This is a genomic window from Gilliamella sp. B14384G10, from assembly GCF_016101685.1.
GTDB lineage: Bacteria > Pseudomonadota > Gammaproteobacteria > Enterobacterales > Orbaceae > Gilliamella > Gilliamella apis_A.
Genome location: NZ_JACFQA010000007.1, coordinates 24,250 through 46,320, shown reverse-complemented (window position 1 = coordinate 46,320; position 22,071 = coordinate 24,250). Strand labels below are relative to the sequence as shown.

The 22,071-nt window shown below is 35.7% G+C and carries 19 protein-coding genes and 1 tRNA gene; 8 read left to right on the top strand and 12 right to left on the bottom strand.

Annotation, left to right across the window (positions count from 1 at the left end; translation table 11 throughout):
• Positions 1 to 2: 2 nt before the first annotated feature.
• From dut to H3T54_RS11250, 4 genes are all read right to left on the bottom strand, one after another.
• Positions 3 to 461 carry a dUTP diphosphatase gene (gene dut, locus H3T54_RS11265; protein WP_198201580.1) on the bottom strand — a complete coding sequence of 153 codons (459 nt, stop codon included), beginning with the start codon at positions 459 to 461 and terminating at the stop codon, positions 3 to 5.
• Positions 445 to 1,674, bottom strand: a complete 1,230-nt coding sequence (gene coaBC, locus H3T54_RS11260; protein WP_110448733.1) for a bifunctional phosphopantothenoylcysteine decarboxylase/phosphopantothenate--cysteine ligase CoaBC — start codon at positions 1,672 to 1,674, stop codon at positions 445 to 447. The genes dut and coaBC overlap by 17 nt, the downstream gene beginning before the upstream one ends.
• Before the next feature lie 50 nt (positions 1,675 to 1,724).
• Complete coding sequence (gene recN / locus H3T54_RS11255) at positions 1,725 to 3,386, bottom strand: DNA repair protein RecN (RefSeq protein ID WP_110448734.1); 1,662 nt, start codon at positions 3,384 to 3,386, stop codon at positions 1,725 to 1,727.
• A 295-nt stretch (positions 3,387 to 3,681) separates the two neighbouring features.
• Complete coding sequence (locus tag H3T54_RS11250; protein ID WP_110448735.1) at positions 3,682 to 5,034, bottom strand: Nramp family divalent metal transporter; 1,353 nt, start codon at positions 5,032 to 5,034, stop codon at positions 3,682 to 3,684.
• Between the two features lie 356 nt (positions 5,035 to 5,390).
• Between H3T54_RS11250 and H3T54_RS11245 the strand changes: the two genes are divergently transcribed.
• Positions 5,391 to 5,942, top strand: coding sequence for a DUF1440 domain-containing protein (locus H3T54_RS11245; RefSeq protein ID WP_198222567.1), 552 nt, complete (start codon positions 5,391 to 5,393; stop codon positions 5,940 to 5,942).
• A gap of 74 nt (positions 5,943 to 6,016) precedes the next feature.
• Here the strand turns inward: H3T54_RS11245 and H3T54_RS11240 are convergent, their stop codons facing one another.
• A complete protein-coding gene (locus H3T54_RS11240) occupies positions 6,017 to 6,373 on the bottom strand; it encodes a hypothetical protein (protein ID WP_198201577.1) in 357 nt (118 codons plus the stop codon).
• 215 nt (positions 6,374 to 6,588) lie between these two features.
• Here H3T54_RS11240 and metE point away from each other — a divergent pair, with 215 nt between their 5' ends.
• Together metE and metF are read left to right on the top strand one after the other, a co-directional pair.
• Complete coding sequence (gene metE, locus H3T54_RS11235) at positions 6,589 to 8,862, top strand: 5-methyltetrahydropteroyltriglutamate--homocysteine S-methyltransferase (RefSeq protein WP_198222565.1); 2,274 nt, start codon at positions 6,589 to 6,591, stop codon at positions 8,860 to 8,862.
• A gap of 109 nt (positions 8,863 to 8,971) precedes the next feature.
• Positions 8,972 to 9,847, top strand: a complete 876-nt coding sequence (metF, locus tag H3T54_RS11230; protein ID WP_065579112.1) for a methylenetetrahydrofolate reductase [NAD(P)H] — start codon at positions 8,972 to 8,974, stop codon at positions 9,845 to 9,847.
• 41 nt (positions 9,848 to 9,888) lie between these two features.
• Here the strand turns inward: metF and H3T54_RS11225 are convergent.
• Positions 9,889 to 9,965: transfer RNA gene (locus tag H3T54_RS11225), tRNA-Met, on the bottom strand.
• Between the two features lie 219 nt (positions 9,966 to 10,184).
• Here H3T54_RS11225 and H3T54_RS11220 point away from each other — a divergent pair.
• Complete coding sequence (locus tag H3T54_RS11220) at positions 10,185 to 10,604, top strand: GFA family protein (RefSeq protein ID WP_025316813.1); 420 nt, start codon at positions 10,185 to 10,187, stop codon at positions 10,602 to 10,604.
• A 60-nt stretch (positions 10,605 to 10,664) separates the two neighbouring features.
• Here the strand turns inward: H3T54_RS11220 and carB are convergent, their stop codons facing one another.
• Positions 10,665 to 13,880 carry a carbamoyl-phosphate synthase large subunit gene (carB, locus tag H3T54_RS11215; protein WP_198222563.1) on the bottom strand — a complete coding sequence of 1,072 codons (3,216 nt, stop codon included), beginning with the start codon at positions 13,878 to 13,880 and terminating at the stop codon, positions 10,665 to 10,667.
• Between the two features lies 1 nt (position 13,881).
• Entirely contained in the window at positions 13,882 to 15,042 is a 1,161-nt protein-coding gene (gene carA, locus H3T54_RS11210) for a glutamine-hydrolyzing carbamoyl-phosphate synthase small subunit (RefSeq protein WP_198222560.1), read from the bottom strand.
• A 269-nt stretch (positions 15,043 to 15,311) separates the two neighbouring features.
• On the opposite strand from carA, the gene argF reads away from it, so the two are divergent.
• Entirely contained in the window at positions 15,312 to 16,319 is a 1,008-nt protein-coding gene (gene argF / locus H3T54_RS11205; protein WP_086363536.1) for an ornithine carbamoyltransferase, read from the top strand.
• Positions 16,320 to 16,421: 102 nt separating this feature from the next.
• Positions 16,422 to 16,919 (top strand): phosphatidylglycerophosphatase A, encoded by a 498-nt coding sequence (locus H3T54_RS11200; protein ID WP_198201571.1) that lies wholly within the window; start codon positions 16,422 to 16,424, stop codon positions 16,917 to 16,919.
• 64 nt (positions 16,920 to 16,983) lie between these two features.
• Here the strand turns inward: H3T54_RS11200 and nadK are convergent, their stop codons facing one another.
• A complete protein-coding gene (gene nadK, locus H3T54_RS11195) occupies positions 16,984 to 17,862 on the bottom strand; it encodes an NAD(+) kinase (protein ID WP_086358329.1) in 879 nt (292 codons plus the stop codon).
• 154 nt (positions 17,863 to 18,016) lie between these two features.
• On the opposite strand from nadK, the gene grpE reads away from it, so the two are divergent.
• Positions 18,017 to 18,601, top strand: a complete 585-nt coding sequence (grpE, locus tag H3T54_RS11190; RefSeq protein WP_086363534.1) for a nucleotide exchange factor GrpE — start codon at positions 18,017 to 18,019, stop codon at positions 18,599 to 18,601.
• Between the two features lie 47 nt (positions 18,602 to 18,648).
• Here grpE and def read toward each other — a convergent pair whose 3' ends face one another.
• Positions 18,649 to 19,161, bottom strand: coding sequence for a peptide deformylase (gene def / locus H3T54_RS11185; RefSeq protein WP_110448742.1), 513 nt, complete (start codon positions 19,159 to 19,161; stop codon positions 18,649 to 18,651).
• A gap of 158 nt (positions 19,162 to 19,319) precedes the next feature.
• Here def and dprA point away from each other — a divergent pair, with 158 nt between their 5' ends.
• Entirely contained in the window at positions 19,320 to 20,420 is a 1,101-nt protein-coding gene (gene dprA, locus H3T54_RS11180; RefSeq protein ID WP_198222558.1) for a DNA-processing protein DprA, read from the top strand.
• A gap of 98 nt (positions 20,421 to 20,518) precedes the next feature.
• On the opposite strand, the gene rraA is transcribed toward dprA, so the two are convergent.
• Both rraA and H3T54_RS11170 read right to left on the bottom strand, forming a co-directional pair.
• The gene (gene rraA / locus H3T54_RS11175) at positions 20,519 to 21,010 is read right to left on the bottom strand and encodes a ribonuclease E activity regulator RraA (RefSeq protein ID WP_086358333.1); all 492 of its coding nucleotides are present in this window, start codon (positions 21,008 to 21,010) and stop codon (positions 20,519 to 20,521) included.
• 89 nt (positions 21,011 to 21,099) lie between these two features.
• The gene (locus H3T54_RS11170; protein WP_198222556.1) at positions 21,100 to 22,002 is read right to left on the bottom strand and encodes a 1,4-dihydroxy-2-naphthoate polyprenyltransferase; all 903 of its coding nucleotides are present in this window, start codon (positions 22,000 to 22,002) and stop codon (positions 21,100 to 21,102) included.
• Positions 22,003 to 22,071 lie beyond the last annotated feature (69 nt).

Below are 22,071 nucleotides of genomic sequence, written 5' to 3'. Positions count from 1 at the left end.
GATTATTTCTTACCTGAATGCCCAAATCCACCTTCACCGCGTGTTGATTCAACAAATTCATCAACAATATTAAATTCTGCTTGTACCACAGGCACAATAATTAATTGCGCAATACGATCACCAGCTTCAATAATAAATGGAGTTTGGCTACGGTTCCAAACTGGTACAAATAGTTGACCTTGATAATCAGAATCGATTAAACCAACTAAATTACCAAGAACTATACCATTTTTTGAACCAAGTCCTGAACGAGGTAACACTAATGCAGCTAAGCTAGGATCAGCAATATGCATAGATAAACCAGTTGGAGTTAAAATCGTTTCGCCTGGTTTGATTTCGGTAGTTTTATCAAACATTGCTCTTAAATCGATACCTGCTGAACCTTCGGTTGCATAAGTTGGCAGTGGAAACTCATTACCTAAACGTCTATCTAATACTTTAATATCAATTTTTCTTTTCATCATGACTCGCTTTATATCGTGTTATAACTGCTTGAAGTAACTGTTTTGCTAATTGTTGTTTACTGCTTAATGGTAACGTTTGTTCGCCATTTTGCCAATAAAGGGTTAATGCATTTTGATCAGAGTTAAAACCTATATTATGGTCCGATACATCATTAGCACAAATCAGATCTAAATTTTTTGTAGTTAATTTTTTAAGGGCATAGGTCTTTACATCATTCGTTTCAGCGGCAAAACCAACGACAAATGGACGGTGTTCTTTTAATCCAGCTATACTGGCAACAATATCCGGATTTTTAACTAATTTAATCACAAGTTCATTGCTATCATCAGTTTTTTTAATTTTATTTTTAGCAATAGTCTCTGCTCGATAATCGGCAACAGCCGCACAAGAGATAAAAATTGCAGATTTTTCTGCCAAAACCAATGCTTCATCATACATCTGTTTAGCACTTTTTACATTAATGCGATTAACATTGTTAGGTGTTGTTAAATTAACTGGACCACTAATTAAGTTTACTGTTGCCCCCATTTCGGCCGCCGCTTTTGCAATGGCAAAACCCATTTTACCAGAACTATAATTACTGATATAACGGACTGGATCAAGCTCTTCAATGGTAGGACCAGCTGTGACGGTAATGGTGGTTCCCGCGAGTTCAGAATTAGCTAAAAAATAGTTATTAATATTTTCAACGATAGTTGTCGGTTCAACCATGCGGCCAGGACCAATGTCACCACACGCTTGAAAACCCTCATCTGGACCTAAAACTAATGTATTGCGTGATTCTAATGTCGCTAAATTTTGCTGCGTTGCGGCAGCTTTATACATCTGTTGATTCATCGCTGGTGCGATGACAATTTTGGCTGGCGTTGCAAGGCAAATCGTCGATAGCAGGTCATCGGCAATACCATTTGCCATTTTAGCAATGATATTCGCTGTAGCCGGAGCAATTAATACTAAATCAGCCCATTTAGCTAATTCAATATGGCTCATTGAGAGTTCAGCAGTAGGATCGAATAACTCTTTTGAAACTGCATTACCAGACACCGCTTGTAAAGTCATTGGTGCGACAAAATGGCTAGCGGACTCAGTCAACACAACTCGTACTTGTGCACCAGCCTTTTTTAAATGGCGGACAAGATCTGGACATTTATAAGCAGCAATGCCACCCGTTATGCCTAATAAAATATTTTTACCAGATAAGCTCATAATTCTAGCTATCCTCAGTCCAAAATTAAAGTCGTTATATTACCATAATTAAATTAGATAATAAGTAACTCTTTCGCATTGGCTAATGTCGCATCTGTAATTTTATCGCCGCCCAATAACCTAGCTAACTCATTTAAGCGACCATTTTTATCTAATCTTTGCATATCAGTCGCTGTCTGTTTGCCATTTGTTTGTTTACTTACAAAGTAATGTTGATTAGCTTGACCCGCTACTTGTGGCAAATGTGTCACAGTAATAACTTGAGTTGATTCACCTAGTTGTCTTAATAACTGTCCCACCTTAGCGGCAGTAGGTCCGCTAATACCAACATCAATTTCATCAAAAATCAGTGCCGGTGTATCCATTTTTTGTGCTGTTAAAACTTGTATAGCCAAAGCAATACGAGATAATTCACCGCCAGATGCGACTTTTCCTAGAGGTTGTGCAATTTGTCCTGCATTGGTACTAACTAAAAAGGACACCTGATCTGCACCATCTTCATTCAAGCGGTTTTCATCGAATGTTATATCAATACTGAAATCACCATTTGGCATAGATAGTTCATGCATAGTAGCCGATACTTTTTTAGCTAGTGTTTTGCTAGCTGTTAAGCGTTTTTGGTGTAATTTAGTTGCTAATTCTACAGCAATTTGTTGATATTTTTTGATCTGCTCTTTTAATTGCTCACCTTGTTCATCTTGCTGATTAATCTGTTTAAATTCATTAAGTAAACTCTGATGTAATTCAGGTAACGCTTCCGGTGACACATGGTGCTTACGTGCCAAAGCAATCTGTTTTGATAAGCGTTGTTCAAGTTGCATCACTCTTGCCGGATCCAACTCTAAACTTTCACTATAATGACGTAATTCATAGCAAGCTTCTTTAATTTGGATAGTGGCTTCTTCTAGCATTGCCGAAACATTATTTAAGGATGGATCTAATGCAGCTAAATCATTAATAATATGTTTAACACTATTAAGCATATTACTTACATTGTACTCATCAGCTTCGTCGAGTAACATTATCGATTGTTGACTAAGGTTAATTAGCTGTTCACTATTGGCTAACTTCTTATATTCCTCATCAATTTGTTGATATTCCCCTTCAATCGGCGAAAATTCATTTAATTCTTTTAACTGATATTGCAATAATTGAACATGTGCATCACGTTCTTGTTTTGAGGATTGATATTGTTGATAAGCTTGGCTAGCCGTTTTCCATTGCTTATAGGCCTGTTGCATTTGCGATAATAAGTTCGGTTCATGCATATAGTGATTAAGTAATATTTGTTGATAATCACTTTTTAACAAACGCTGATGTTCATGTTGGCCATGAATTTGAATTAGCATTTGTCCTAAATCTTTTAATTGTGAAATTGGTACAGCTCGCCCATTAATAAATGCTTTAGAACGCCCATCTTGATTGATGACTCGTCGTAAAATACAGTCATTACCTTCATCAAGTTGATTTTCAGTTAACCATGCATATGCCGCTGGTGTGTCATCAAGGATAAAACTAGCTGAAATATCTACTCGTTCTGCACCATTACGAATGGCAGAGGCATCTGAACGATTACCTAAACATAGTCCTAAAGCATCAATCGCAATCGATTTACCGGCCCCAGTTTCCCCTGTAATTGCGGTCATCCCTGTTGTAAAATCAACTAACAACTGATCGACAATAGCAAAATTATTAATAGTAAGTTGAGTTATCATAATAATTAAATAAACACATGCAGCTGATTAAAATTAGTACGAGTATACCAACAAAAATACTGTAAATAAATACAGCTTTTTAAATAAAATTACGATTTAATTTTATTATTTTAACTAGAATTACGTTGCTATCTTGATTTTACCTTACTTGCAAAACTGATTCTTTCGCTTAATAATTAAGCAAATCGATAAAAGGGGGTCGTCAATTGATAAGAAAAAAATAAACCATTGATAACAACTGAATCAATGGTTTTGACCAATCATTAGTTTATATATAAGTTGATGTTATAGTTAGTTAATATAATGAACTAATCACTTCATAAATTAGTTGTAAATTTAATATCACTAACGAAATAGTTGCTATCCAGCCTAAAATAGTAGTTAACTTACGGTTAACAAACTCCTGCATAATTTTTTTATTTGAAGTGACCCAAATTAAAGGCACCATGGATATCGGTAAAGCGATGCTCAAAAATACTTGAGTATAAATTAATAAATTTTCGACAATATTTTCTCTATCTCCCCAAATATAAATACATAAAATAACCGGAGTCACCGCCAATCCACGACTAATTATTCGTCTTGCCCAAAGAGGAATCGATAAATTGATAAATCCCTCCATAACGATTTGCCCTGTCAATGTACCCGTAATTGTTGCATTTTGACCGGATGCCAGTAATGCCACAGCAAATAAAGTAGCCATAACTGAACTCGCTACTGGCCCCACCATATGTGGGTCTTTCAAAGCATCATATAGCTGTGTAAATCGACCAAGATCATCGGGATTATTGCCATAAAAAAGGGCAGCACCAAGAATCAATAATAGACAATTGATGATGAACGAAAAAGATAACTGTATATTGGAATCAATGGTGGCATATTTAATTGCATCTTTTAGACTAGTTCGATTCTTTCTGTCATATTTTCTGGTTTGAACGATAGAAGAGTGTAGATATAAATTATGTGGCATAACAGTTGCACCAACAATGCCCAGCGCAATAACCAATGCTGAATCATGGCCTTTGATTGAGGCAGTAAAAATATCTGTTCGAGGAATAAAACCATTTATAATGTCACTGAATTCTGGAGATGCCCTTAACACTTCATAAGTGAAGATAATAAATATTGTCGCAATTAAACAAAAAACGATAGCTTCTATTTTTCTAAAACCAAACCGCATTAGAATTAACAAAATAACCACATCAAATACCGTTAATAAAACCCCAATTAATAATGGAATATCAAATAATAGGTTTAAGGCAACAGCACTACCAATTACTTCGGCAATTTCTGTGGCAATAATAGCTAATTCAGTGGATATCCATAAACAAAAAGCCACTTTTCTACCAACCATCGATTTAGTTGCTTGAGCAAGATCCATGCCTGTAACGATGCCTATTTTTACACACATCGCTTGTAACAACATGGCTATCAGGCTAGAAATTAATATTACTGATAGTAGTAAATAACTATAAAGAGCCCCACCTTGAATTGAGGTTATCCAATTCCCAGGATCCATATAACCAACAGCAACTAAAGCCCCTGGTCCAGAAAAAGCCCACAGTTTGCGAAAAAAACCAGCATTAGGGTTGGGAATATGAACCGTATTATTAATCTCTTCAAGACTTACTGTAGATATTTTTAACATAATTAAAACCTCTAAATGGATATATCGGCATTATAAATGATAATGAGAATCATTATCAATTAATAACAACTCATTTATGGTTATTTTTAAAAATTATGATGATAATATGTATTATTTATATTTAAGCGTGTATATTATTTATTCAAGATTAGTTTATATAGGTATGGCTATGCCTATTATGACTGATTAAAGATACAGAAGTCCATCCCAAATCATTATCAAAAAACTAAACAATATCGTTTTAGGTAACCGATTATTTTATAAAACAATCAGCAGTGTTAAGTGGCAGTAAACTGATCTAAATTATTGTCTATTCTCGTTTGAAAATCTATTTAATATAGTAAGGAATAAGTCACATGTTTGGAAATAAAACAAATCGTCAAATTATCATCTGGACAACAATTATTGGTGGTTTTATAAGTTCATTAGTAAAGTGGGGATCTGAAGTTAATATGCCCCCTCGAGTTTCTGGCGAAATTTCGCCACCAGCGGCACATATTGATGCTTGGCTTGGTTGGTTAGGCATCAATTCTCACTCGCTTGATTATATTTATCAAGGAACCAATGTTTTGGGTGCAGTCACTCTTTATCACTGGTTATTCAGTTTCGCTTTTGCTTTTGTTTATGTATTTATTGCTTATTTTTGGAATAAAATCCGCCTTTGGTATGGGGCGTTTTATGGTCTAATTATTACCGTTGTCATGCACGGATTTTTAATTCCTTTATTAGGTTTCCGCCATCCTGCTTACGCACCAGAAGGAACAATTGGTTGGTTGTGGAATTTAAATGGCTATGAATTATGGAGTGAAATTCTAGGCCATATTTATTGGGGTGTTTCTATCGAGATCTGTATGATTGCAGTTCTAGCGCACTTTTCCAGACCAATCCGAGGCGAATGGCAAAAATAAATATTGTTTGCTCCCCTTCTATCCCAATCAAGATAGGAGGGTTTTGAATCTTAACTATATAAATTAATTATTAATCATATTTGTAAAATATTTAGATTAATCTTCTCTACTCTTTCCGCCTTTATATCACTAAGTTGTCGCTCAAGCCAGTGTGATTGACGAGCTTCCTTTGTCTTTTCCACCATGAAATTGTTTACCGGAATAAAAATAATAACCGCATACAATAAGCCAACCGCAAGATAATCAAACCAATGTTTACGTGACTTAAATAGGCAATACAGAATATTGACATTACAGTTAAAAAAGAAAAAAACGATAATAAAAAAGTTCAAAATCGACTGAGCAGTCACAACACCAAGATGGTCATTACCTAATGATGGACAGATCAATGTAAGTTCAAGAAAGTAAATTAAATAAAGAATAATACACATAGTAACTATTATTGATCATGTTCTAAAATTTATTATTATCTTATATGCCGTTATTAAATAAATATATCTAATTTTAATTTAGATAAAAATGCTAGATTATTTTGTTATAGTTAAAAACTATATCAATCCATAAAAAACTATAATTATTCAATAACAATTTTTTTTGTTATCTTTTTATCTACTAAAGAACTGCGATGAAATGAAAGGAAAATAAAATGAATACTGCTGTTATTGGATATCCACGTGTTGGTAAGCTTCGTGAATTAAAATTTGCTACCGAAGCTTATTTTAAAGGAAACAAAACTCAAGCTGAACTATTAAGTGAAGCAAAAGCGCTACGTGCAGAACATTTAAATCAACAAGCTGCTCAAAAAATAGCATTTATATCATCAAATGACTTCTCATTTTATGATGCAGTTCTCGACACAGCATGTTTACTAAATGTTGTACCAAAACGTTATCAAGATTTAGGTTTACCTGAACTCGATCGTTATTTTGCTATGGCTCGTGGTTATCAAGGCGATAAAGGTGATGTTCGCGCATTAGCTATGAAAAAATGGTTCAATACCAATTATCACTATCTTGTTCCTGAAATCGAAGATTCACTAGAAATAAAAATTGCCAGTAGCAAACCATTTGATGAATACCAAGAAGCAAAAGAACTCGGCATTCAAACTAAACCTGTTGTCATTGGTGCTTTAACCTTTTTCAAATTAGCTCAATACTTAGGTAGTAAGCAATTAGTTGATTTTAAAGCTGATATTATTAAAGCTTATCAAGAAATCATTCAAAAATTCACTGATCTTGGCGCTGATTGGATTCAAATTGACGAACCAATTTTAGTGACAGATCTTACTCAACAAGATATCGAGTTATTTAACGAAATTTATCAAGCTATTTTATCTGTTAAAGGTAAAACTAAAGTCGTATTACAAACTTATTTTGGTGATGTACGTGACTGTTATAAAGAACTTGTTGCATTACCTTTTGATGGTGTTGGTCTTGATTTTGTTGAAGGTAAACAAACTTTAGCCTTACTTAAAAATAATGGCTTCCCTGCTGAAAAAGTATTATTTGCAGGTGTCGTTAATGGTAAAAATATTTGGAAAAATGATTACAAAAAAACTTTAACTTTATTAGCTAAAATTAAACAAAAAGCTGCAAACGTTGTGGTGAATACTTCATGCTCATTATTGCATGTACCTTATACATTACAAAATGAGACTAAATTAACTATTCAACAACGTGCTTATTTTGCTTTCGCTCAGGAAAAACTACAAGAGCTTGCTGAATTAGGCCAATTACTTAATGAAGCAAATCCAGATAATAATGCCGCTTATAAAGCGAACCAAACACTCTTTACCCGTGAGCGTGAAGGAGCTAACCAAGTAGTTCGTCAAAAAGTAGCAGCATTAAAAGAGTCTGATTTTACTCGTTTACCTGAGTTTTCAGTGCGTGAAGCTGAGCAGAAAAAAGCCTTTAATCTGCCATTATTACCGACTACAACTATTGGTTCATTTCCACAAACCCCAGATGTTCGTTTAAATCGGGCTAAATTTAAAAAGGGTGAAATTTGTTTAAATGAATATACCGAATTTAATAAACAAAAAATTGCTGAATGTATCAAACTGCAAGAAGAGATCGGTATTGATGTATTAGTTCACGGTGAATTTGAACGTAATGACATGGTGGAATACTTCGGTGAAAGCTTAAACGGATTCGTATTTACTGAAAAAGCGTGGGTACAATCTTATGGTACACGTTGCGTTAAGCCACCAATTGTTTGGGGTGATATTTCACGTTCAAAACCAATTACTGTTGAATATTCAAAATATGCACAAAGTTTAACTGATAAACCAGTTAAAGGCATGTTAACCGGCCCTGTGACTATCTTAAACTGGTCATTCCCTCGTGAAGATATCTCACAAAAAGAATCGGTATTCCAAATTGGTTTAGCGATCAGTGATGAAGTATTAGATCTTGAAGCGGCTGGTATCAAAGTCATTCAAATTGATGAAGCAGCATTAAAAGAAAAATTACCATTACGTAAAGCTGATTGGAATAGTGAATATCTAGATTGGGCAATTCCAGCGTTTAGATTGGTTCACAGCAAAGTACAAGCTGATACACAAATTCATACTCATATGTGTTATAGCGAATTTGCTGACATCATTAAAGATATCGATGCGATGGATGCTGATGTTATTTCATTTGAAGCATCACGCTCAAATCTACAATTAATTGATGTGCTTAAAGCTAATAACTTTAAAACAGAAGTGGGACCTGGTGTGTATGACATCCACTCACCACGCGTACCACCAGTAGCTGAAATCAAAGCAACTATTGAAAAATTATTAGCCAAAATTGATAACCAAAAATTGTGGATTAATCCAGACTGTGGTTTAAAAACTCGCGGTGAAAAAGAAGTAGTTGAAAGCTTAGAACACCTAGTTCAAGCAACCTTAGAAGTGAGAAAGACACTTAATTAACACTGTTTTTTATAAAGTTAATTAGCTTTGTCTGTCTTAATTACCGCCGCCTTTATAGGCGGCGGTAATGTCAGTAGAGTAAAAAAGATAGCAAGAATGGATGGTACCAATGAAAACAAATTTATTATTTAACCAAAAAACAGTATTTTCCTTTGAGGTTTTTCCACCTAAAAAAACGTCACCATTAGAGACAATTTATAGCACATTACGCGAATTAGGTTATTTTAAACCTGACTTTATTAGTGTCACTTATGGTGCTGGTGGTAGCTTAAATGGCCAAACTACAATTGATATTGCACATTCGGTTAAACATACTTATGGTATTGAAAGTGTCGCCCATTTACCAGGGATCAACTTCGACAAAGCCGAAATGCTAAAAATTCTTCACGACCTCAAATGTGCCGGAATTGATAATGTATTAGCATTACGTGGTGATATCAGTCCCAATGTACCACCAAAAGATGATTTTCGTTTTGCTAGCGAATTAGTTACCTTTATTAAAGAAAATGGTGATTTTAATGTTATTGGCGCATGCTATCCAGAAGGGCATCTTGAAGCAACGACGCTTAAACAAGATTTAATTCATCTAAAAGAAAAAGTAAATGCCGGTACCGATCAGCTAATTTCACAACTATTTTTTGATAATGATTATTTTTATGCTTTTTTAGATAAAGCACATGACATGGATATTAATGTACCAATTGAAGCAGGTATTATGCCCGTTACCAATAAAAATCAGATTGAACGCATGGTTTCAATGTGTGGCGTAAATTTACCTAAAAAGTTCAAACAGATGATGGAAAAATATGAACATCACCCTGATGCATTTCGTGATGCTGGTATTGCTTATGCTATCGACCAGATTGTTGATTTAGTCTCACAAAATGTTGATGGCATCCATTTATACACAATGAACAATAGTTACATTGCTAGACGTATTAGCGAAGCAGTATCAACATTACTTGCTGTGCCAAAATCTGCATAATGATTAGTAATAAATAAAAGTGGGGAAAGATTTGGAGAAATTGGTTGCGGGGGCTGGATTTGAACCAACGACCTTCGGGTTATGAGCCCGACGAGCTACCAAGCTGCTCCACCCCGCGTCAAAGAGGTGGCTATATTATATCAATAAAATAATAAAGCAATACCTTACTAGTCTAACTGTCCTTTTTTTACACATTCCTTAACAAATAAAGACAATTTATATACCAAACGGTATACACTCCTCAATATTTTTTACAACTAAACTTATTCTAGTTGATTATCCATTATGCTAATATTTAACCAATTAGCAAAATCATTAATTGGAAAAAGGAAAAAATATGTCAACTCAATATCATGGATCTTGTTTATGCGGTAAAGTTAAATTATCTGTGCCGTTTGCTAATACGGATTTTAGTGCATGCCATTGCCAAACTTGTCGTAAATGGAGTGCTGGACCTTTAATGACTTTAGCGCACAGTGGTGATTTAACGATAGAAGGACAAGAGAACGTTACCCATTTTAATTCATCACAATGGGCGGAAAGAGCATTTTGTAAAGAGTGTGGCTCTCATCTTTATTATCATTTAAAAGGTACGCAAAATTATTATATTGCTGCTTGGATCTTTGACGATATTAAGGATTTAAAATTCACGGCTGAAGTCTTTATTGATAAAAAACCAACTTGCTATGCGTTTGCTAATCAGACTCACAAATTAACTGAAGCAGATATTTTAGCAATGGCTGAAGGAAAGGCTTAAAAAATAAATTATAATTTAATCTATTTATAAAAAAAGACGAGCTATAGCTCGTCTTTTTGTTTATTGATAAAGTGCCTGTAACGGTATCACACTATCAGCAGGATCGTAATCCAAAGCTGCTGTCGTAGCATAAGCTGCATTCATAGTCGTATCATAATGAACCTTATATTGGATAGCACTACGGCGTAGGATTTTAGATGCTTCAATAGCCGCACGACCTGAAGTTGTGTTAAGAATATAACTGTACTCGCCATTTTTAATATGATCATGAATATTTGGCCGACCTTCATTCTCTTTTTTAACGATTTGGCAGCTGATACCTGCTTGTTGTAACAGTTTGGCCGTACCCAAGGTTGCATCAATCGTAAAACCATGCGCAATTAAACATTTAGCTACTTCTAATAGTCTTGATTTATCTTGTTCACGAACTGAAAGTAATGCTTTACCCGATTTTTTCATGTTAGATAAACTACCAAGTTGTGCTTTAGCAAAAGCTTCGGCAAACGTTTTACCAATTCCCATGACTTCACCGGTTGAGCGCATTTCTGGACCTAAAATAGGATCGACACCGCTAAACTTATTAAATGGTAATACCACTTCTTTAACAGAGTAATAAGGAGGCAGCACTTCTTTAGTCACATTCTGTTGTGCCAGCGATTTTCCTGTCATCACCCGAGCTGCAATTTTGGCCAATGGTAACCCTGTAGCTTTCGAGACAAAAGGTACCGTTCGTGCAGCCCGAGGATTAATTTCAATCAGATAAACTTGATTATCTTTTACTGCAAACTGTCCATTCATTAAACCTTTTACGTTTAGCTCGAATGCTAACTGTTTAGCTTGTTTACGCAGTTCAGCTAGAATTTCAGGACTTAATGTATAGGTTGGTAGCGAACAAGCAGAATCACCAGAGTGAATACCCGCTTGTTCAATATGTTCCATAATGCCACCAATAATAATTTGTTCACCATCAGCAATGACATCAATATCCACCTCGATTGCATCATCTAAAAAGTGATCAAGTAGTACAGGCGCATTATTTGACTCACTCACCGCTGTTTTAAAATAACGGCGTAAATCTTGTTCATTGTAAACAATTTCCATTGCTCGTCCGCCTAATACGTAAGAAGGACGAACCACTAATGGATAACCAATTTGCTCAGCTTTAATCACTGCTTCATCGAGATCAGTGACAGTAGCATTTACGGGTTGTTTTAACTGCAACTTATCAACGATAGCTTGGAAACGTTTGCGATCTTCTGCTTTATCAATGGCATCAGGCGAAGTACCAATAATCGGTACGCCTGCTTGTTCAAGTGCTCGGGCAAGTTTAAGCGGCGTTTGACCTCCATACTGCACAATTACCCCATCAGGTTTTTCAACATGAGCAATTTCAAGTACATCCTCAAGAGTGACTGGCTCAAAATACAGACGATCCGAAGTATCGTAATCGGTTGAAACAGTTTCTGGATTACAATTTACCATAATGGTTTCAAAACCATCTTCACGTAAAGCCAATGCAGCATGCACACAGCAATAATCAAATTCAATGCCTTGACCAATTCGATTAGGCCCACCGCCCAAAATCATAATCTTTTTACGATTAAATTGTGGTTGTGCTTCACACTCTTGCTCATATGTTGAGTAAAGATAGGCTGTATCGGTTGAAAATTCAGCAGCACAAGTATCCACTCGTTTATAAACTGAGTGAATATCATATTGCCAACGTAGATCTCGCACTATTTGTTCTTGGCAACCTAGGAGTTTGGCGATACGAAGATCGGAAAATCCTTTGCGCTTAAGCTGCCATAATGCCTCTTGATCAAGATCTTCAATCGTTTGCTGTTTTAAGCGATTTTCTATTTGGACTAACTCTTCAATTTGCACTAAGAACCAACGATCAATATGGGTTAATAAAAAGATTTCATCCAGCGTGAAACCAGCACGAAACGCATCAGCTAGATACCAAATACGCTCACTACCAGCTTCCTGTAATTCATAACGAATTTTAGTTAGATTCTTTTCATCACTATAATCATCGATTTTTTCGTCCAACCCACTGGCACCAACTTCTAGACCTCGAAGTGCTTTTTGCATGGATTCTTGGAATGTTCGGCCAATGGCCATCACTTCACCAACTGATTTCATTTGAGTAGTTAAGCGATCATTACAGCCAGCAAATTTTTCAAAATTAAACCGTGGGATCTTAGTAACGACATAATCAATAGTAGGTTCGAAAGAAGCAGGTGTTTTTCCACCAGTAATATCATTGCAGAGTTCATCAAGTGTATAGCCAACCGCTAATTTAGCCGCGATCTTAGCAATAGGAAAACCAGTTGCTTTAGATGCTAATGCTGAAGAACGCGATACCCGAGGATTCATTTCTATCACAATTAATCGACCTGTTTTTGGGTCAACCGAAAATTGAACATTTGAACCACCAGTTTCAACGCCTATCTCACGTAATACCGCAATTGAGGCATTACGCATAATTTGATACTCTTTATCTGTTAAGGTTTGTGCCGGTGCAACCGTGATTGAGTCGCCAGTGTGGATCCCCATAGGATCGAAATTTTCAATCGAACAAACAATAATACAATTGTCATTTTTATCCCGCACGACCTCCATTTCATACTCTTTCCATCCAATCAATGATTCATCAATAAGTAATTCATTAGTCGGTGATAAATCAAGTCCTCGAGTACATATTTCCTCAAATTCTTCTTGATTGTAAGCTATACCGCCACCGGTTCCCCCCATTGTAAAAGAAGGACGAATAATACAAGGAAAGCCGACTTGTTCTAATACCGCATAAGCTTCTGTTAATGAGTGAGCAATACCAGAACGAGCTGTATCAAGACCAATTTTTTTCATCGCCTGATCAAAGCGTTTGCGATCTTCCGCTTTATCAATCGCATCGGCAGTAGCACCAATCATTTCAACATTAAACTCTTTTAATACTCCCTGTTTTTCAAGCTCTAATGCACAATTTAATGCCGTTTGCCCCCCCATTGTCGGTAAAATGGCATCAGGTCGCTCTTTCTCGATAATTTTGCGCACACATGTCCAGTGGATAGGCTCAATATAGGTAGCATCAGCCATTTCTGAATCGGTCATAATGGTTGCGGGATTTGAGTTAACTAAAATGACTCGATAGCCCTCTTCACGTAATGCTTTACATGCCTGAGCACCGGAATAATCAAATTCACAAGCTTGACCGATAACGATTGGCCCTGCGCCAATAATTAGAATACTTTTAATATCTGTTCGCTTAGCCATGTTATTGCTCCTGCTTATAAATTTTAATTAATTCAATAAAGTGATCGAAAAGTGGCGCAGCATCATGAGGCCCCGGACTTGCCTCTGGATGCCCCTGAAAACTAAATGCTGGTTTTTGATTGTGATGAATACCTTGTAATGAACCATCGAATAACGATTTATGTGTAGCTCGTAAATGATTAGGTAAGGTATTTTCATCGACAGCAAAGCCATGATTTTGCGCAGTAATCATTACCCTATTATTTTCCAGATCTTTAACTGGATGGTTACCACCATGGTGACCAAATTTCATTTTGATCGTTTTAGCACCACAGGCTAGCGCTAACAATTGGTGTCCCAAACAGATACCAAAAACAGGAATATCGGTAGTCAGAAACTGCTTAATCGCGTCAATAGCATAAGTACAAGGCGCCGGATCTCCTGGGCCATTTGATAAAAAGATACCATCCGGATTTAAGGCCAGTACTTCATCTGCTGGCGTTTTAGCGGGAACAACAGTTAACTTACATCCACGCGCAACTAACATCCGTAAAATATTTTGTTTAACACCAAAGTCATAAGCAACAACATGGTAAGGGAGTTCACTTTCTGTTTTTGGGATTGGATACTCTTGTTGAATTGTCCATATACTGCTGGTCCATGTATAACTTTTACTGCACGTCACATCTTGAGCCAGATCTAAACCACTTAACCCCTTATAATCTACTGCCTGCTGTTTGGCATTTTCTGCTTTATCAAGTAAGGTCTGTTTATCATTTGCGGTAATAATCACGCCATGTTGTGCCCCTTTTTCACGTAAAATACGTGTTAAACGACGTGTATCAATTTCAGCAATCGCAATCACATTATGTTTTTTTAAATAACTTGAAAGATCCATTTCGCTACGATAATTACTTGCGATTAATGGTAAATCTCGAATAATCAATCCTTTTGCATAAACTCGTGTTGATTCGGCATCAGCACTATTGGTACCAACATTACCAATATGCGGATACGTTAATGTCACTATTTGTTCACAATATGAAGGATCAGTAAGAATTTCTTGATACCCTGTCATAGAAGTATTAAATACAACTTCACCAACAGTTTGGCCATCAGCACCAATTGATTTACCAATAAATTGTGAACCATCTTGTAAAATAAGGAGGGCATAAGTTTGCATGATTAAACGACCTTTTGATTAAATAATCAATAATTATGAATAAAAATTCAATTAATTGTTTTCTAAAGAGACAATATTTGGCCATTTTATTACAATTTTTTAAACAAAAAAAGCGATATTATAAAAAATAATTAAACAATAAAGTCTAATTTTTTAGACTATTCCATAATTTAACACCAATATCACATAAATATGAAATGTTTAACTTGAAATTGCATAATTATTCAAATAAAATCTTAATAATTTTTTACGGCTATTAGGAGCTCTGTATGCACGGTTTTTATCAACGTCATTTTTTACGTTTACTTGACTTTACTCCAGCAGAAATCAATCAATTGATTAATCTAGCTATTGAATTAAAAAAGGCCAAAAAACAAGGTACCGAAAAACAACATTTAGTCGGTAAAAATATTGCGCTTATTTTTGAAAAAGACTCAACTCGCACTCGCTGTGCATTTGAAGTTGGTGCATTTGATCAAGGTGCACAAGTTACCTATCTAGGGCCAAGTGGCAGCCAAATTGGACACAAAGAATCAATTGCTGACACAGCTCGAGTATTAGGCAGAATGTATGATGGCATTGAATACCGTGGCTATGGGCAAGAAATTGTTGAAACCTTAGCTAAATATTCTGGTGTTCCGGTTTGGAATGGTTTAACCACTGAAGCACATCCAACTCAAATTTTAGCTGATTTTATGACCATGCAAGAACATATTGGTGAGCGAGCATTAAGCAGTGTTAAATTTGCTTATTTAGGTGATGCCCGTAATAACATGGGTAACTCATTAATGGAAGGTGCTGCACTTATGGGCATGGAAATTCGTTTGGTGGCCCCTAAAGCTTGTCAGCCAGAAGCAGAATTGGTACAAAAATGCCAAGAAATAGCTAAAACGACTGGCGCAAAAATCATTTTAACGCAAGACGTTGCTGATGGTGTTAAAGATGTGGATTTTCTATATACCGATGTTTGGGTATCGATGGGCGAACCAAAAGAAGTTTGGGACGAAAGAGTCAAATTATTAACGCCATATCAAGTAAATCAGGATGTCATCAATTTAACTGGTAATCCAGAAGTCAAATTTATGCACTGTTTACCAGCATTTCATGATATGAATACCACTGTTGGTAAACAAATGGCAGCTCAGTATGGTTTAAAAAATGGTTTAGAAGTCACAGATGAAGTCTTTGAATCTAAACATAGCATCGTTTTTGATGAAGCTGAAAACCGCTTGCATACGATTAAAGCAGTAATGGTTGCAACGTTAGCTAAAGACTAATAATATATTTGATTATCATCATTGCTTGCTTAGCTTAACTTGGCTAAGAAACTTTTTGCCGACCTAATGTCGGCATAATTTTATCAAAAGATTTTTATCATAATGACTAAAAAACAGCGCAATAAAGATTTTAGAAAGTACCTTAAACTAACTAATCCCATTCACTTTTTGGCTGTTGGCTTAGGTAGTGGTTTATCGCCAATCATGCCGGGTACTATGGGATCATTAATGGCGATCCCATTATGGCTGTTATTCTACGGTTTAACGCCAACGTTATATTGGGTGTTTATTTTAGTAACCTTTATTTTTGGTTGTTTTGTTTGCCAAAAAACTTCAGATGATACTCATACTCATGATTCAGGCCATATTGTCTGGGATGAATTTGTCGGTATGTGGATAACTTTATTTTTTATTCCACAGATTTCGATTTTATGGGTAACGATTGCTTTTGTTGCATTTAGAATCTTTGATATGGCCAAACCTTGGCCAATCCGTTGGTTTGATAAACGCGTACCAGGGGGATTTGGCATTATGGTTGATGATGTGATCGCGGCAATCTTTTCATCATTATCGGTTTATCTTTTAACCTTTATCATTTAAAGATAAATCTATCTTTAAATGATAATTTCAATATGAAAATAAGGGTTACTTAGCATAGCAACCCTTAAAACATTTTTTGTGACCATCCTAACTTACTCGATAAATTATTAAAATAATCATAGTCTTTAGTATGGATTAAATTAAATTCATAATTGGAGCGACGGATTATCACATCTTGGGTTGGCCTAACCGGTAAAATAATTTGGCTATCACAAGCTATATTAAGATCCAAAGCGGTAGTTGGAAATTTAAGATGAATAGGATCATCACTCTTAATCACTAAAGGTCTAACTGCCAAAGAGTGTGGAAACATTGGCGTAATAATTAACGCATCTAAATGTGGCGCCAGTATTGGCCCGCCAGCAGAAAGTGAATAAGCGGTCGAACCAGTCGGCGTGGCAATAATTAAACCATCAGCACGTTGTGAGAAAGCATTACGCTCATTGATATACACATCATAATCAATCATATGCGCAACAGTATTGGGGGTAACCACAATTTCGTTTACCGCAAAACCAGAATTAATCAATTGACCATCACTATAGATAGATACTTCTAGTAAAAATCGTGAATCTTCGTCATATTCACCTTTAATAACCGGTGTTAATTGTTCGATGACATGGTCGTGAGAAATATCGGTTAAAAAACCCAAATTACCTCGATTCACCCCAATTACTTTGATTTTATAGTGTGATAAGTGACGAGCGGAACGTAACATATTACCGTCACCACCCACCACAATGGCTAAATCTGCTTGTTCACCAATAGTATCGAGAGATGCATAGACATTGCTAGGTAATTTAATATATTGAGCTAATCGATCTTCTACTAAAACTTCAATACCTAAGTTAACTAGCCAGTCATAAAGTACCTGATGAGTTTCTATCGCCTCTAACTTACGTGGAATCCCAACCAAACCAATACATTTAAATGGTCTACCCATAAAATATCCTTGTTCATTTTTGACTTAAGTATCATTATTTTTTAGTTATCAATTAAAAAACACGATATCATCTTATCGTTAAACTTGTAATAATAAAATTTGTCCCCATAATAACTGTTATTCACTAAGTTTTCGACTAAATTTGGAGTACCGTATGACAGAACAAGAGAACAATATGTCAGAAAATGAAACAAACATTGAAACCCCAGCTGAGCAAAGTACTGAAGAGCAAACCCCATCACAACCAAGTGTTGAAGATCAGTTAAAGGCCAAAGATGCTCGCATTAGCGAACTTGAACAAGCACTGCAACTTGCTAAGAAAAACGAGAGTGAAGCAATGATTCGTGCTCGTGCTGAAATCGATAATGTACGCAAACGTGTTGAACAAGATGTTGATAAAGCACGTAAATTTGCTCTTGAAAAATTCTCAAATGAACTTTTACCGGTGATTGATAATCTTGAACGGGCATTAGAATCTACCGATAAAAATAATCCTGAACATAAAGCAACGGTAGAAGGATTAGAGTTAACACTTAAATCATTTTTAGATACGGTCAAAAAATTTGGTATTGAAGTTATCAATACAGCTGATTCACAGCTAAATCCTGATCTGCATCAAGCAATTAGTATGGTTGAATCACCAGAACATCAATCAGGACAAATTGTTAATACTATTCAAAAAGGCTATACACTTAATGGCCGATTAATTCGACCAGCAATGGTAATTGTAGCTAAATAAAGTTAGGCTATATAGTAAAAAACCGCCAAAATAGCTGGCGGTTTTTTTTATCGATTTTTCTGCTCCTCACGAGTCAGTTTTCTCATCTTTTGTTCAATACGTTGTCGCTTTAATGGCGAGAGATAATCAACAAACAGTTTACCTTTTAAATGATCCATTTCATGCTGTATACAGATGGCTAACAATTCATCAGCATCGATTTCGTAAGGATTACCATTACGATCTAACGCTTTAATCTTGATTTTTTCCGATCTAGGCACAAATCCACGGCAGTCAGGTATCGATAAGCATCCTTCTTCAATGCCTGTTTCACCCTCTTGACTAATCACTTCTGGATTAATAATCACATAAAGTTGGCTTTTATCTTCTGACACGTCAATGACAATAATTTGCTCATGCACATCAACTTGCGTTGCGGCAAGCCCAATGCCATGTTCAGCGTACATGGTTTCAACCATATTATCGATAATTTCTTGTAGCTCAGGTGTAAAATTAGAGACAGGCTTAGCGACTGTGCGAAGTCGTTCGTCTGGGAAACGTAATACCGGTAAAATAGCCATAAATTCTTCGATCTACTCCTCAATTTGGTGTTTTCTCAATTTCGTATACATTGTAAACATTTATTATGCCCATGAATAGCCTTAGTTGGCTATTGGTAAAATATATCTAATCAATTCTAGATATGGTTCAAGCTAACGATGTATATAAAAGGACTGTAATGAGTAAATATGAATTTTTATTGCGAATTTCAATGCTTGGCCATAAAAGAATAAGATATTTTGAAAAAATAGGTCTATATTTTAGTGCTGGTCTACCTAATAAAATAAATAATGTACCACTATTATTGGAAAAGATAGGCGTTTGTAAAACTCTTCAAAGTCGTTTTTTTGCCATTTCCTATCTTCATTTTGAACCCATCCTTGATTGGTTAGCTACTGCTAACCCAGCTAAACATTTGATTGCTTATTGTGACTCAGATTATCCAACATTACTTAAACAAATCAGTTCACCACCATTATTGCTATTCGTTATGGGTAATAAACAACTATTACATTCTCCACAAATTGCAATGGTGGGCAGCCGTGAATTTAGTGAATATGGCGCACAGTGGGGGCGCTATTTTGCTAGCGAATTAGCCATTAATGGTTTAACTGTTACTAGTGGGCTCGCTCTCGGTTTAGATGCCATTTGTCATCGTGGTGCACTAGAAGTATCCGGCAATACCATTGCTGTATTAGGTAGCGGTTTAGCGGAAATTACACCACGCGCCAATCTAAGATTGGCAAATGATATTTTAGCTCAAAATGGAGCGCTCATTTCAGAATTTAGCCCATTTGAAAAAGCAAGAGCAGTATACTTTCCTCGTCGAAATCGAATTATTAGTGGATTGAGCTTAGGGACATTTGTGCTTGAAGCTTCTGAGCAAAGTGGTTCACTTATTACCGCACGTTATGCTCTTGAGCAGAATCGTGATGTTTTTGCTTTACCTGGTGATATTGATAATCCAAATAGCCATGGTAGCCATTATTTAATCCAACAAGGCGCTTATCTGGTTACTAAACCAACCGATATTTTAGAACATTATAGTGGCTTTTTATCATCACTTAATCGACAGAATAATCATGAAATCAAAGAGGGTAATACCGTTTTATATCCAGAAATTTTTGCTGTTATTCATCATCAGCCTATTGCTGTTGATACAATCGCTACGCTAGTTGATTTACCCATTCCTGAGTTAACCATTAAATTATTAGATATGGAAATAGCTGGCTTAATTATCACCGTCACTGGAGGCTATATTCGTAACCGCACGATATAAAATTATCGAAAAAATTGAGGAACGGGGTTTTTCAACATAAAAAACCGCTGTAAAAATACTGCGGTTTATTTTAAAAATAATAACGAAGAAGAACCAAGTTATTTATCGTCTACTTCAAGTGCAATTTCAGATAAGATAATGCCAGTATTATCAGCATAAACAAAATCACCCGAGAAGAAAGTTACACCGCCAAAATTGACACGAATATCAACTTCGCCAACACCTTGATCTTCTGCACCAACAGGAATTGCAGCTAGTGCTTGAATACCAATTTCAGCATCAGCAAGATAATCTACTTGGCGCACTGCACCATAAACAATAATGCCTTCCCATTGGTTTTGTAGGGCAATATCAATTAATTCGGCATCTATCAATGCTCGACGCACCGAACCACCGCCATCAATAACCAATACTTTCCCTGCACCATTGGATTGTAACACTTCGTACAAAATGCCGTTATCTTCAAAACATTTCACGGTGACAACTTGGCCAGAAAATGAAGCCACACCACCAAAGTTACTAAATATCGGTTCGACAACGTTCACATCTTCTGGGTAGTAATCGCAAAGAATTGATGTATCAAATTCCATGGTCGAGTCTCCTTATACGGTAATATCTATTCGGTTCTAGTATAACGCTAACATGAAGTAAAACGATATAAATTTGGAATAAACGTGAGCTAGCTCAAAATAATACCTAAACAATAAAGTAAATTAGTCAATAAAGCAAGTTTGACCATTTGTACTAATAGTGGCACTGCGTCTTCATTTGTATTAAATTTAAACACCATGTACATATGTTTGAGATACAACGGCAGTGTTAATAAAAAGATACCACTGCAATAAGTGTGTAACTGTTGATAAGCAAATAAACCCAAAAAACATAATGATACAATTAACAAAACTAACTGATAACAACAACCATAAGTTTTGCCAATCAACACAATCAAAGTCCGTTTATGATGTTGTTTATCACTTTCATAATCACGCAAATTATTAATATTTAGCACTCCCACTGCCAACAAACCACTGGCTATTGCAGGAAAAACGATTGATGCCGATAAAGTTTTAGTCTGTAAATAATAACTGCCCATCACACCAACTAAGCCAAAGAAGATTAACACCGATAGATCACCTAAGCCAATATAGCCATAAGGTTTTTTACCAACGGTATAAGTAATTGCTGCGATGATTGAAGATAAACCTAATAAGATAAAAATTAATAATTGATAACCGTTATTACAGGCTAACCAAAGTAGAGTCAATCCAGAGCAAACACACAATATAATGGTGATCCAGATAGCTATTTTTAACTGATTAAGAGTGATTAGACCTAGCTGTAAACCACGTTGATGGCCGATTAAATTGTGTTTATCGCCACCTTTAACCGCATCACCATAATCGTTGGCTAAATTTGATAAAATTTGTAACAACGCTGCAGTAATCATTGCTAACAACATAATAATTAGATCAAAAGAATGTTGCCAATAGGCAAGCGCATTGCCCAACAAAATAGCAGAAAACGATAAAGCTAATGTTTTCGGACGTAAACTAATAATCCATGGATAACATTTATTGGCCATATAACTGTTTTTTTTGCGAAAAAATCAATCATTCATCATATCAGTAATTGATAGTATATTCATCCATTA

Excerpts from the sequence above, each read along its gene's own strand:
- dut (WP_198201580.1), bottom strand. The coding sequence starts at position 461 with ATGAAAAGAAAAATTGATATTAAAGTATTAGATAGACGTTTAGGTAAT.
- recN (WP_110448734.1), bottom strand. The coding sequence starts at position 3,386 with ATGATAACTCAACTTACTATTAATAATTTTGCTATTGTCGATCAGTTG.
- H3T54_RS11250 (WP_110448735.1), bottom strand. The coding sequence starts at position 5,034 with ATGTTAAAAATATCTACAGTAAGTCTTGAAGAGATTAATAATACGGTT.
- H3T54_RS11245 (WP_198222567.1), top strand. The coding sequence starts at position 5,391 with ATGTTTGGAAATAAAACAAATCGTCAAATTATCATCTGGACAACAATT.
- H3T54_RS11240 (WP_198201577.1), bottom strand. The coding sequence starts at position 6,373 with ATGTGTATTATTCTTTATTTAATTTACTTTCTTGAACTTACATTGATC.
- metE (WP_198222565.1), top strand. The coding sequence starts at position 6,589 with ATGAATACTGCTGTTATTGGATATCCACGTGTTGGTAAGCTTCGTGAA.
- metF (WP_065579112.1), top strand. The coding sequence starts at position 8,972 with ATGAAAACAAATTTATTATTTAACCAAAAAACAGTATTTTCCTTTGAG.
- H3T54_RS11220 (WP_025316813.1), top strand. The coding sequence starts at position 10,185 with ATGTCAACTCAATATCATGGATCTTGTTTATGCGGTAAAGTTAAATTA.
- carB (WP_198222563.1), bottom strand. The coding sequence starts at position 13,880 with ATGGCTAAGCGAACAGATATTAAAAGTATTCTAATTATTGGCGCAGGG.
- carA (WP_198222560.1), bottom strand. The coding sequence starts at position 15,042 with ATGCAAACTTATGCCCTCCTTATTTTACAAGATGGTTCACAATTTATT.
- argF (WP_086363536.1), top strand. The coding sequence starts at position 15,312 with ATGCACGGTTTTTATCAACGTCATTTTTTACGTTTACTTGACTTTACT.
- H3T54_RS11200 (WP_198201571.1), top strand. The coding sequence starts at position 16,422 with ATGACTAAAAAACAGCGCAATAAAGATTTTAGAAAGTACCTTAAACTA.
- nadK (WP_086358329.1), bottom strand. The coding sequence starts at position 17,862 with ATGGGTAGACCATTTAAATGTATTGGTTTGGTTGGGATTCCACGTAAG.
- grpE (WP_086363534.1), top strand. The coding sequence starts at position 18,017 with ATGACAGAACAAGAGAACAATATGTCAGAAAATGAAACAAACATTGAA.
- def (WP_110448742.1), bottom strand. The coding sequence starts at position 19,161 with ATGGCTATTTTACCGGTATTACGTTTCCCAGACGAACGACTTCGCACA.
- dprA (WP_198222558.1), top strand. The coding sequence starts at position 19,320 with ATGAGTAAATATGAATTTTTATTGCGAATTTCAATGCTTGGCCATAAA.
- rraA (WP_086358333.1), bottom strand. The coding sequence starts at position 21,010 with ATGGAATTTGATACATCAATTCTTTGCGATTACTACCCAGAAGATGTG.
- H3T54_RS11170 (WP_198222556.1), bottom strand. The coding sequence starts at position 22,002 with ATGGCCAATAAATGTTATCCATGGATTATTAGTTTACGTCCGAAAACA.